Origin of the sequence: Streptomyces sp. NEAU-YJ-81 (assembly GCF_017592595.1) — a bacterium.
Classification (GTDB): Bacteria; Actinomycetota; Actinomycetes; order Streptomycetales; family Streptomycetaceae; genus Streptomyces; species Streptomyces hygroscopicus_B.
On the sequence record NZ_JAGFNO010000001.1, the window covers coordinates 1,206,058 to 1,217,959 of the forward strand.

The 11,902-nt window shown below is 71.7% G+C and carries 9 protein-coding genes; 6 read left to right on the forward strand and 3 right to left on the reverse strand.

Annotated features, from left to right (window positions below; translation table 11 throughout):
* Window positions 1–25 precede the first annotated feature (25 nt).
* Together J5X86_RS05235 and J5X86_RS05240 are read left to right on the forward strand one after the other, a co-directional pair.
* A complete protein-coding gene (locus tag J5X86_RS05235) occupies window positions 26–1,495 on the forward strand; it encodes a CoA transferase (RefSeq protein WP_208515569.1) in 1,470 nt (489 codons plus the stop codon).
* Between the two features lie 467 nt (window positions 1,496–1,962).
* Complete coding sequence (locus tag J5X86_RS05240; protein WP_208515570.1) at window positions 1,963–2,901, forward strand: aminoglycoside phosphotransferase family protein; 939 nt, start codon at window positions 1,963–1,965, stop codon at window positions 2,899–2,901.
* 27 nt (window positions 2,902–2,928) lie between these two features.
* On the opposite strand, the gene J5X86_RS05245 is transcribed toward J5X86_RS05240, so the two are convergent.
* The 3 genes from J5X86_RS05245 to J5X86_RS05255 are packed head-to-tail and all read right to left on the reverse strand — an operon-like array spanning window position 2,929 to window position 6,514.
* Window positions 2,929–4,131 (reverse strand): acyltransferase, encoded by a 1,203-nt coding sequence (locus J5X86_RS05245; protein WP_208515571.1) that lies wholly within the window; start codon window positions 4,129–4,131, stop codon window positions 2,929–2,931.
* The gene (locus tag J5X86_RS05250) at window positions 4,128–5,537 is read right to left on the reverse strand and encodes a polysialyltransferase family glycosyltransferase (protein ID WP_208515572.1); all 1,410 of its coding nucleotides are present in this window, start codon (window positions 5,535–5,537) and stop codon (window positions 4,128–4,130) included. Before J5X86_RS05250 ends, J5X86_RS05245 begins: the two co-directional genes overlap by 4 nt.
* Window positions 5,537–6,514 (reverse strand): glycosyltransferase family 2 protein, encoded by a 978-nt coding sequence (locus tag J5X86_RS05255; RefSeq protein WP_078641949.1) that lies wholly within the window; start codon window positions 6,512–6,514, stop codon window positions 5,537–5,539. Before J5X86_RS05255 ends, J5X86_RS05250 begins: the two co-directional genes overlap by 1 nt.
* Before the next feature lie 223 nt (window positions 6,515–6,737).
* Here J5X86_RS05255 and J5X86_RS05260 point away from each other — a divergent pair, with 223 nt between their 5' ends.
* From J5X86_RS05260 to J5X86_RS05275, 4 genes are all read left to right on the forward strand, one after another.
* The gene (locus J5X86_RS05260) at window positions 6,738–8,063 is read left to right on the forward strand and encodes a DUF6716 putative glycosyltransferase (protein ID WP_208515679.1); all 1,326 of its coding nucleotides are present in this window, start codon (window positions 6,738–6,740) and stop codon (window positions 8,061–8,063) included.
* A 164-nt stretch (window positions 8,064–8,227) separates the two neighbouring features.
* Window positions 8,228–9,427, forward strand: coding sequence for an acylneuraminate cytidylyltransferase (locus J5X86_RS05265; protein ID WP_208515573.1), 1,200 nt, complete (start codon window positions 8,228–8,230; stop codon window positions 9,425–9,427).
* A complete protein-coding gene (locus J5X86_RS05270; RefSeq protein ID WP_119989316.1) occupies window positions 9,428–10,360 on the forward strand; it encodes an N-acetylneuraminate synthase family protein in 933 nt (310 codons plus the stop codon). It begins immediately after the preceding gene.
* A 116-nt stretch (window positions 10,361–10,476) separates the two neighbouring features.
* Window positions 10,477–11,715: a hypothetical protein gene (locus J5X86_RS05275; RefSeq protein WP_208515574.1), complete on the forward strand. Its 1,239-nt coding sequence runs from the start codon at window positions 10,477–10,479 to the stop codon at window positions 11,713–11,715.
* Window positions 11,716–11,902: the final 187 nt, after the last annotated feature.

Genomic DNA, 11,902 nt, shown 5'->3' on the forward strand with positions numbered 1-11,902 from the left:
TGGAGCTGCGGCGCACAATGAGCGCATGACGAGGAGCGACGCACCACCGGACTCGGCCACCCTCCACGCCTGGACCGCCCTCGGCGGCGACCCGGCGCTGCTGGGGAACGTGGCGTACCGCGCGGTGAGCGGGGGACTGCCCGCCCGGCTGCCCGTGGCCGAGCTGGCCCGCGCCACCGTGGGCGTATGCTCGCTGGCCGCCGCCGAACTGGGTGCGCGGCGCTCCGGCGGGGCCGTTCCGGCGATACGGGTCGACGAGGGCGCCGTCGCCACCGCGTTCGTCAGCGAACGGCACCTTCGTATCGACGGCCGGAAGTCCACCAACTTCGCCCCGCTGTCCGGCTTTTGGCGCGCGGCCGACGGCTGGGTCCGTACGCACGCCAACTACCCGCACCACCGCGCCCGGCTGCTCACCGCCCTCGGCCTGTCCGGCGACAGCGGGCCGGACGAGCTCGCGGCGGCGCTCGCGGCCCGCCCCGCCCGGGCGATCCAGGAGACCGTCTACGCGGCGGGCGGGCTGGCCGTGGCCGTGGCGGAGCCCGGCGAGAGCGAGATTCCGCTCGCCGGGCTGCCGTTGATCGAGTCCCGGCGGATTGGGGAGGGCGCCCCGCGCCCGCGCCCGCTCCTGCGCCCGGCCCCGTTCCCGGAGGCGCCCCTGCCTGCGCGCGGGGCGCAACCCACCAGCGGGGCCCTGTCCGCCAGCGTTGTGCTGCCCGCGCGCGGCGTGCGCGTGCTCGATCTGACCCGGGTCATCGCCGGGCCGGTGGCCACCCGCACCCTGGCCCTGTTGGGCGCCGATGTGCTGCGCATCGACTCCCCGGGGCTGCCCGAGGACCCGGACGCACACGCCGACACCGGCTTCGGCAAGCGCTCCGCCGCACTCGACCTCGGCGCGGCCGAGGACCGCCGGACCTTCGAGGCGCTGCTCGCCGACGCCGATGCGGTGGTCACCGGCTACCGCCCCGGTGCGCTCGACCGCTTCGGCCTCGCCCCGGACGCCCTGCTGGAGCGCCACCCCGGGCTGATCGTCGCCCAGCTCTGCGCATGGGGCTGGTCGGGGCCCTGGGCCGGGCGGCGCGGTTTCGACAGTCTGGTCCAGGCGGCGACCGGGATCGCCGCGATCGAGGCGAAGGCCGACGCCGATGCCGACGCCGACGGTCACCCCGGTGTGCTGCCCGCCCAGGCGCTTGACCATGGCACTGGCTATCTGCTGGCGGGCGCGGTGCTGCGGGCGCTGACGGAGCGGCAGGAGGTGGGTGGCGGGCGCCATCTGCGGCTTTCGCTTGCGGGCACGGCGTCCTGGCTCTTGCACGGCATCGCCCCCGCGCTGCGGGACGGTGGCCTCGCCCATGACCCGGCGCCCTGGCTGGCCGAGACCGCCTCGGACCTCGGCATGCTGCGGTACGCCTGCTCCCCGATCGCTTGCCCGGACGGCTCCCTGGACTGGGCTCGTCCGCCCGGTCGCTTGGGCGTCGACGCCCCGCGCTGGCTCTGAGCCCGGGAAGGGGCGGATTTTTCCCCTCCCCGCCCCTTCCCGAAACCGGGGCTCGGCCCCCGGCCCCGCTCCTCAAGCGCCGGAGGGCTGGATTGGGCTTCGCCCTCGGGGGCCGGGGGCTGGGGCGGATCTCTGTCACGCGGCGGAGCCGCATATCGGTGCTGCGGGAAGACGCCCCTGGACCTGGGGTCTGGGGCAGAGCCCCAGTTTCGGGAAGGGGCGGGGAGGGGAAAGTCCGCCCCTGTCCGACCCTCCCCGTTACCAGGGGGCTTCGCCCCCTGGTAACGGGGGCTGGGACGGAGCCCCACCACGCGGCGGAGCCGCATATCGATGGTGGGGGAGGGGGCAGTGCGCCGCAGGCGTCTCCACCCGCCGGGCCCCCTGATGCCCTCCGGGCAAATTGGGTTGCCGCCGGACCCTTCCCTGACGCGTAGTGGTGTCCCACACGACTCAGGAAAGGGGTGCCGATGAGCGCGAGCGCGATGCATGCCGACGAACGGCCCATCGACGTGGCTCTCGTACGGCGGCTGCTTGCCGCGCAGTTCCCCCGGTGGGCGGAGTTGCCCATCGAGCGGTTCGCCTCGTCGGGCACTGTCAACGCCCTGTTCCGGCTCGGCGGCGACCTCGCCGTACGGCTGCCGCGGATCGCGGGTGGGGCCGGGGACATGGAGCGGGAGCACCACTGGCTGCCACGGCTCGCGCCCGCGTTGCCGGTTCCCATTCCCGCGGTGCTCGGCAAGGGCGAGCCGGGGGACGGTTTCCCCTGGCCGTGGACGGTCCACCAGTGGCTCGACGGGGAGAATCCGCAGGAGGGGCGCGTCGCAAGGCCCGGGCGGCTCGCCGCCGATCTCGCGGAGTTCATCGTCGCCCTGCGCCGGATCGAGCCCGCGGACGGGCCGCCCGCCTACCGGGGCGGGCCGCTGCGGGAGGTCGACGAGGAGACTCGGACCGCGATCGGCCTCCTGCACGGCACGATCGACACGGGGGCGGCTACCGCGGCGTGGGAGGAGGCGCTGGCGGCGCCCGGGTGGGACGGGCCGCCGGTGTGGGTGCACTCCGATCTGATGCCGGGCAATCTGCTGGTCGCGGACGGGCGGCTGAGCGCCGTCATCGACTTCGGAACCGCCGGGGTGGGCGACCCCGCCTGCGATCTGATCCCGGTCTGGAATCTGCTCCCGGCGTCGGTGCGGGAGGACTTCCGCTCCGCGCTCGGCGTGGGCGTGGGCGCGGACGACGCCACCTGGGCCCGGGGCCGGGGCTGGGCCCTGAGCATGGCGCTCATTCAGCTTCCGTACTACCGCGAGACGAATCCGACGATGGCGGCCAACGCGCGCCATGTGATCCATGAGGTGTTGTCGGCAAGGTCGGCAACGAGCAGGGCTCCCCTCGCCGCCGAAACCGGCTAGGGGAGCCTCTGAGCGTACGTCGAGCCCTTACAGCCGGACCGTGGTCAGCGAGCGCTTGATCACCGGGGTGAGCTTCTGTTCGACGAAGCGGTAGAGCAGCCAGGCGAGGCCCAGCATCACCAGTACGGTCAGGGCGAACGTCCCGTAGGAGGGGATGCCCAGCTTTCGGTGGAACGCCCAGACGGCGACCCAGCCCAGATGCTCATGGACCAGATAGAACGGGTAGGTCAGGGCGCCCGCCACGGTCAGCCAGCGCCAGTTCGCCCAGTTCAGCCTGCCGAGCGCGATCAGTGTCACCGCCACATAGCCGAAGGCGACCACGCCGATGATGGCGGCGGCCGAGCGGTAGGAGAACGCGTCGATGTTGGCCGGGTGCCACAGGTCGCGGATCGCGTAGTGCTGGCCGATCAGGAAGCTGATCCCGATGATGCCCCAGGACAAGGCGTCATGGCCGAAGCGGTGGAGCAGATAGATGCCCATGCCGCCGATGAAGTACGAGGAGTACTCCGGCATCAGGACGACGTCCAGCAGCGGCAGGTTCGCGGCCTCGGCGAACGCCGAGCCCAGCGTCCAGACGGCGCAGAAGAGCACCACCCGATGCCGGGTCGCGCCCGGCAGCACCACGAACAGCGCGAAGAGGGCGTAGAACCGCAGCTCGGCCCAGAGGGTCCAGCACACGCCCAGTACCCGGTCCACCCCGAGCGGCTGCTGCAGCATGGTGAGGTTGACCAGCGCGTCGCTGGGCGACACCGCCTTGTAGGTGACCCAGGGGAGCGCGAAGACGGCGGTCACCAGGATGATCGCGACCCAGTAGGCGGGGTAGAGGCGGGAGACGCGCGAGGCGAAGAAGGAGCGCAGCGGCCGTCCCCATCCGCTCATGCAGATGACGAAGCCGCTGATGACGAAGAAGATCTGGACGCCGAGACAGCCGTAGGCGAAGGTGCTGGAGAGGGTGGGGAACTGGACGCGGGGCGAGGAGCCCCACGCCTGGGCTATCTCACCGTCGCGCCCGCCGTAGTGGTACGCGGCCACCATGAGCGCGGCGAGCAGACGCAGCCCGTCCAGCGCGCGCAGCCGCACCGGATGGCCGCCGCCGCGCGCGGCCGCCTTCGCGGTGCGCTCGGCGGATCGCTCCAGAGCGAGATCGGGGGCACGCGGCGGCGTCGGCGTGGGAGCCGTCGCCGCCGCGGGGGATATCGGCCCGGCGTCGGGGGCGGGCGGCGCGCTCATCCGGTGACCGTCCGCTTGAGGGCGGCCCGCTTGATGGCCCGGGCCCGGCGGGCGACCTTGCGCACCGTCTCATTGCGCGGGATGAAGGCGAGCTGCGAGGGGACCGCCCCGGGCAGGGCGAGCGCGGTCAGCCGGCGCTTCTTGAAGTAGCGCCAGGTCTGGTTGTCCAGGTGGGCGGCCAGATAGCGCTCGGTGGCGGGCCGCAGATCCGGGTAGATCTTGGCCTGCATGCAGAAGCCGACCGCGGTGATCAGTCCGGTCAGCCGCTTGCCCGCCCGCTCGTCGACCGGCTGGGCGGCGGCCACCGCCTTGTGGTCCTCGAGGTCGGGCAGCAGCGCGTCCACGATCGTCACCGGCATGCGGTTGCTGTTCTGGTACGGGGTGAGCCGCTCCAGCAGCGTATCGGTGCCGATCCGGGCCACCGGAAGTCCGTAGAAGACGTCGGCGGTGAGCAGCGCGGTGGAGAAGCAGCCGATGACCAGGGACGGACTCATCCGCTGGTACAGCACCTCGGCCAGGACAGGGGTGTCCATGACGGTCAGCTCCGCGCCCAGCTCCGCGGCCTTCTTCTCCAGCATCCGCGACCAGCGGGCCGGGGCGGTGGGGTGCGGCTTGAAGACGACGGTGCGGTGGCCCAGCGCCACGGCGCCGCGCAACATCCGCACATGCAGCTCTTCCTCCTCCTGCGGAGTGAGGATGTCCAGCGCGGACAGATACTGCCCGAGCATCAGTGCCGGACCGTTGCCGACGGCGATCCGCTCGCTGGCGGAGACGACACCGCGCGGGGCGGCGTCGGCGACCTCGGTGAGCACCTTGGTGAACACCTCGGTCGGCAGGATCTCCGGTTCGACGCCGAACTCGGTCAGCAGCAGCGGCCGCAGCCCGGGCACCAGGTCCAGGTGGAGCAGCCGGCGGATCCGGGTGCCGATCAGCGGGTCCAGCTTGTTGCGGGTCGGGCCGTAGCTCATCAGACCGTCCGCGTAGACGTCGATGGGCGCGCCCTGGAAGACATTGGCGACCGCCATCGCCGGGTTGACCTGGATGGACTCCAGGATCAGCTCGATGTTGTCGTCGCCCAGGTTCCACAGCAGCCGCAGATGGCGCTCCCACAGCGGGGCGTCGTCCACGCGCGGGGCCCAGCCGCCGGGGTGGAACGGCGAGATCGTCTCGTTCCAGGACAGCACCCGGTCGAAGCGGCCGCGCAGCCGCTCGAAGCCGGGCATCTCGTCGACCGGCGGGGTGGTCTCCGGCGTCGCGGCGTTGTTGCTGATCAGCAGCAGCCGGCGGTCGGCCGGGCCGACGCTGTCCGCGTCGATCGCGGCCGCGAGGGTCGCCGCCCCGTAGAGGGTTGAGGCGAGGAAGATCTGGGTGCGCTTGCGCTCCGCCAGCGGCTTGTAGGCGGACATCAGGCCGCCACCTCCGCCCCGGCGGGCCGGCGCTTGACTCGCCGCAGGCGTGCGGCGCGCTCGTAGTCCATGGAATCCAGCGCGTCCTTCAATACGTCCTGGGGCATGCGTTTCATCGCCGCCGCCGACATGGATCGGAGTTTGCGGGCCACTTGTGGTTCGAATCTCTCGATGTTGCCCAGGTGGTGGGAAATGATCGCGCAGTAGGTGCGGACGGCCTTCGGCAGCAGGGCGTCGGCGTCGCGGTCCCGCGCGGTTTCCTCGATGACCTGGTCGAATGCGCGAATGAAGTCGAGCTGCCGCACATCGCCGATCTGGGTGAGCGAGGAGGAGACCCCCCGCCGGTAGAACACTCCGTGCACGCCGAGGACGGCGAAGCTGCGGGCCTCGCGGTGCAGCCGCCAGATCCAGGGCCGGTCCTCGGCGGTGCGCAGTCCGTGGGTGAAGTGCAGCAGCCCCTCGTCGGCCAGGCGGCGGTGGTACATGCCCGCCCAGGCATAGGGGTAGTCGACGGAGGTGGAGCGGTCGGCCGGGAGGATCGCGTCCCGCGGGTTCATCACCACATTGCGACGGCCGTGCGGCACCCGAGTGATCGAGCGGGCTCGCGCGGTGCACTGGACATGGTCGGTGCGGACGAAGTCGCACCCCAAGTCCTCGATCGCCGCGAGCATTTGCTCGTAGTAGCCGGGGGCGAGCCAGTCGTCGCCGTCGAGGAAGGTGATGTACTCGCCGGTGGAGTTGTCCAGGCCGGTGTTCCGGGCGGTGGCCAGCCCACCGTTCTTCTCGTGCCGTACGTAGACGGCCCCCGGAAGGTCGCGTTCGGCGCGCTCCAGGATCTCCGGCGTCCCGTCGGTGGCACAGTCGTCGACGAGAATGAATTCGAAGTCCTCACGCGCGTTCGCGCGCAGACTTCTGAGCGTGTCGGGGGCATAGGTCTGCACGTTGTAGAACGGCACGATGACGGAGAGCTTAACCACGCGGGTGACGCTAGGTCGCTGTTCGGCATTCGTCTTGACCTAGGGTGTACGTAGAGGTGAACGAAACACGTCGGAATGGTTAACCCGCCGCTCCAGCCAGCCGATTCTCCAATCGTCGACGTTCTGTTAACCCTTTGTTGCTCTTGCGTTGGGCCGTGAATCGACAACGCTTCCTAGCGTCTGCGACGTGTCCTCACGTACCAATCCCTCCGTGCGAGTCGCCGTGCTCGCCGATTCCGACACCCGGTGGAAATGGGGCGCGCTCACCGCGCATCGCCTCGTACCGGACGAGTCGGGTTCAGCCTCGGGCCGTCGCCTCGACGGCTTCCTGCTGCGCGGCCGCGCCACGCCGACCGCCCGGCAGCTCACCGAGGTCGGGGTGCGCGCCGACGCGATGCGCGAGGTCACGGGCGTGGAATTCGTACGGGCCGTGGACCGTGAGCGCTATGACGTGATCGTGCTCTCGCTGGTCGGCGGCGCCGTCCAGGCCATGCTGCACGGACTGCGCCACGCCTGGCAGGACGACGAGCGCCGCCCCGTGGTCGTCACCGGCTATGTCGGTGTCGTCTACGAGAAGCTGGCAGACGGTCTGCTGCTGCGCCACGGCGCCGATGTGGTGCTGGCCAACTCCCGCCATGACGCCGACCGCTTCCGCGACGTCTACACGGGCGTCGGCGCCGACGGGAACAGCGTCGTCGAATGCGCGCTGCCCTTCCTCGGCGGCGACCGCTACGACGCGAAGGCGCGGCTCGCGCGGAAGTACCCCGGCGGCACGGTCGTCTTCGCCGTCCAGCCGTCCGTCCCGGACAACCGCGCCGACCGCACCTATCTGCTGCGCCGCGCGGTGGAGCACGCGCGCCGCCATCCGGACCGCGAGGTCGTGGTCAAGCTGCGCAGCAAGCCGGGCGAGCACACCACGCATATCGAAGAGCTTCCCTACCAGAAGCTGATCGCCAAGTTCGGCGACGAGCTGCCCGCCAACTTCCGGCTCGCCTACGGGAACATGGGCGAGGTCCTGGACACCGCGGACCTGCTGGTCACGGTCAGCTCCACGGCCGCCCTGGAGTCGCTGCACCGCTCCATACCGACCGCCGTCCTCACCGACCTCGGGGTGCGGGAGACGCTCGGCAACCACCACTTCCTCGGCTCCGGCTGTCTCGCCTCCTGGGACGAGCTGGACGCCGGGCACCTGCCGGAGCCGAACGCCGAGTGGCTCAGCCGCCAGGGCGTCGCCGCCGACGGGCCGTACGAGACCTGGTTCGACGCCGCGCGGGACCGGGTCGCCGAGCTGGCCGCCGCACCGGCCCTCCCGCCGCTCGCCCCCTTCTACACCCCCACCACCGCGCCCGGATATCTGCCCGGCCGGCTCGCCCGGTACGGCTTCGAGCCGGACGGCTCGCCCCGCCCCGGGGCCTCGGCCGAGGACGAGGCTCAGGTCTCGGCGTTGCGGCGGGTGGTGCGCAACACGATGCGCGAAGCGGCCCGCGGTGCCTACCGCCATGGCGTGCAGCGCGTGGCCCCCGTTATCCGGCGGATGGGGGAGCTGTGAGCGACGTACGCGCGGCCGCCGGGTCGCAGCCGACGACGATGCCCGCGCCTCTGCGCCGCGCGGACGGAGAAGCGAGCAAAGAGACGGCTGTGAGCGACGTACGCGCGAACCAAGAGGAGGCCGGGACGGCCTCGATCACCTCTGCAACCCCTGAAGGAGCCGCCATGACCGCCCCGAGCCCAGGTGTGCTCGCCGTGATCCCCGCCCGTGGCGGGTCGAAGGGCGTCCCCGCGAAGAACCTCGCCGCCGTGGGAGGCGTGCCGCTGGTCGTTCGCGCCGTCATGGAGTGCCGGGCCAGCCGGCTGGTGACCGACGTGGTCGTCTCCACCGACGACGCCGGGATCGCCGCCGCCGCCCGCGGTGCGGGGGCCGTGGTCATCCAGCGGCCCACCGACATCGCCGGTGACACCGCCACCAGCGAGGCCGCGGTGATCCACGCCATGGACGCGTACGAGGCGTCGCACGACACCACCGTGGACGTGGTCCTGCTGGTGCAGTGCACCAGCCCGTTCATCATCCGCGAGGACATCGACGGAGTGGCCGCGGCGGTCGCCGAGAAGGGCGCCGACACCGCCCTGACGGTGGCCCCCTTCCACGGCTTCGTCTGGCGCGAGGGCGAGGACCCCGAGGCGGACGGTGGCGACGGCGTCAACCACGACAAGTCCTACCGTCCGCGCCGCCAGGACCGCCCCCAGGACTTCCTGGAGACCGGCGCCGCCTATGCGATGGACGCCCGCGGCTTCCGCGAGGCCGGGCACCGTTTCTTCGGCCGCACCGACCTGGTGCGCACCGACCCCGCCCGGGTGCTGGAGATCGACGATCCGCACGATCTGGCCCGCGCCCGCGCGCTCGCCCCGCTGCTCGACGCCGAGCGGCCGGGCGCCCTCCCCACCCGTGACGACATCGACGCGGTGGTACTCGACTTCGACGGCACCCAGACCGACGACAGGGTGCTGGTCGACTCCGAAGGACGCGAACTCGTGGCCGTGCACCGCGGCGACGGGCTCGGGATCGCCGCCCTGCGCCGCGCTGAGCTGGCGCTGTTGATCCTGTCCACGGAAAAGAACCCGGTCGTCGCCGCACGGGCCCGCAAACTCCAGGTCCCCGTGCTCCACGGCATCGACCGAAAAGATCTCGCACTGAAGCAATGGTGCGAGGAGCAGGGCATCGCGCCGGAGCGCGTGCTCTACGTCGGCAACGACGTCAACGACCTCCCGTGCTTCGGCCTTGTCGGCTGGCCCGTGGCGGTCGCAGGTGCGCACGACGTCGTGCGCGGCGCTGCACGTGCGGTCACCTCCACCCCCGGAGGGGACGGCGCGATCCGCGAGATCGCCTCGTGGATTCTCGGAAAGGAACTGTCTTAAGTGAGCTCCAACTCTCGCCTCCGCACCCTCGGCGACAAGATCGCCGGCCCCGGCCACCCGGTCTACGTCACCGGTGAGATCGGTATCAACCACAACGGCGACCTGGAGAACGCGTTCAAGCTGATCGACGCTGCCGCCGAGGCCGGCTGTGACGCGGTCAAGTTCCAGAAGCGAACCCCGGAGATCTGCACCCCCCGCGACCAGTGGGACATCGAGCGTGACACCCCCTGGGGCCGGATGACCTACATCGACTACCGCCACCGCGTGGAGTTCGGCGAGGCCGAGTACACCGCCATCTCCGAGCACTGCAAGAAGCGCGGCATCGACTGGTTCGCCTCCCCGTGGGACACCGAGGCCGTCGCCTTCCTGGAGAAGTTCGACGTCCCGGCGCACAAGGTGGCCTCGGCCTCGCTGACCGACGACGAGCTGCTGCGCGCCCTGCGGGCGACCGGCCGCACCGTCATCCTGTCGACGGGCATGTCCACCCCCAAGCAGATCCGCCACGCGGTGGAGGTGCTGGGCAGCGACAACATCCTGCTGTGCCACGCCACCTCCACGTACCCGGCCAAGGCCGAGGAGCTCAACCTGCGCGTGATCAACACGCTGCAGGCCGAGTACCCCAACGTGCCGATCGGCTACTCCGGCCACGAGACCGGTCTGCAGACCACGCTGGCCGCCGTCGCGCTGGGTGCCGCGTTCGTCGAGCGCCACATCACCCTCGACCGCGCCATGTGGGGCTCGGACCAGGCCGCCTCCGTCGAGCCGCAGGGCCTGACGCGGCTGGTCCGGGACATCCGCACCATCGAGGACTCCCTCGGTGACGGCGTCAAGAAGGTCTACGAGAGCGAGCTCGGCCCGATGAAGAAGCTCCGCCGTGTCGCGGGCGTCGTCGCCGAGTCCGACTCCGCCGACCGCGAGCCCGCCGCGGTCTGAGGCACTCTGCCGTGAATCCTCCGGCCGGTGTGCCCGGCCCTCGCCCGGAAGCGGCGGGCACCTCTGACGCGTCAGGGGCTGCCCGCCGCTTCCGGGCCCTGCCTTTGGACGGTGCGATGGTCTCCGCTGCCCCCCTTGCCCCTCTGGCCACTCTTGCCTTCGTCGAGAGCCCGGTTCAGCTACTGAACGTGCTGGAGTGGGCGTACGCCGACGCCCAGCGCGCCCAGGGCCCGGACCAGCGCGCCCAGGGCTCGGACCAGCGCGCCCAGGGCTCGGACCAGCGCGCCCGGGGCCCGGAGGCCACGGCGCCCCAGGACCTCACCGTGGTGGTGCTCTCCCCGCACGACCCGATGACCCGCGGCCAGCTACGCCGGATGGCCGAGCTGGCGCGGGACGAGGGTTTCGCCGTGCGCTGGGAGGACGCGCGGGGTGGGGCCGGTGCGCCGGTCAAGACGATCAGCGGGCTGCGCGGACCGCTGCGCCGGGCCGCGCGGATCGTGATAGGCGATCCGTTCTCCCGCTATGTCCAGCTACTGCTGACCCTCACCCGCGCCAAGGACCTGGTCGTGGTGGACGACGGCACGGCCACCATGGAGTTCATCTCCCAGCTCGCCAAGGGGGAGCCCCTGGTGCGCTGGCACCGGCGCGGCAACCGGGGGCCGCGCGACATGGTGTTCGCGCCGGTCTCCGCCACCGCGCGGCGTCGGCTCACCCCGGGGGCCAAGCGCCGGGTCGAGGTCTTCAGCTCGATGCCGGTGGAGGCGCCCGACGGGGTCACCATCACCGCCAACGACTTCGCCTGGACCCGGGCCCGGTTCGGCCCGCCCCGGCTCACCGGCGGCACCGACCTGGTCGGCACCTCCCTGGTGGAGACGGGCGTGGTGGACCTGGAGCGCTATCTGGAGGCGGTCGGCTCGCTGACCCGCGCCCATGGCGCCACCCGCTACTTCGCCCACCGCCGCGAGAGCGCCGAGAAGCTGCACCGGGTCTCGGCCGAGGTGGGTCTTGAGATCGTACGGCCCGATCTGCCGCTGGAGCTGATAGCCCGCCGAGGCCCCATCGGCCACACGATCGTGAGCTTCCCCTCGACCGTGGTGCACACCCTGCCGCTCGCGCTCGTGGGCACCGGTGTGCAGGTCGCGGTCTGCGATGTGGACCCCGCCTGGCTGACCAGCAACGCCTCCCCGCGCGCCCAGGGCTTTCTGTCCGGGGTCACCGGGACGGCCCGCGATGTGCGCCGGCTGAGCTCGGGGCCGCCGACGGACCCGGCTCCGCCGAAGGGTTCGGTCCCGCCGAGGGATCCGGCCCCGCCGGGGAGCCCGGGTTCGCCCGCGGCACCGGTCGCCGCGTCCTGAGCCGCTGAGCTGCTGAGCCCGTCGCCCGTACGGCCGTGTGGCGCTTCTCACCCGCGACCGGCCACAAAACGGGCTGTTATACCCCCTGACTAGGGGGATCATGCACCGCGCCGGGTACTTTTGCGTACCCGAACAGATTGAATTTTTGTTGATCGACATTCGGTGGGCCCACCTGGCGTTCTACGCT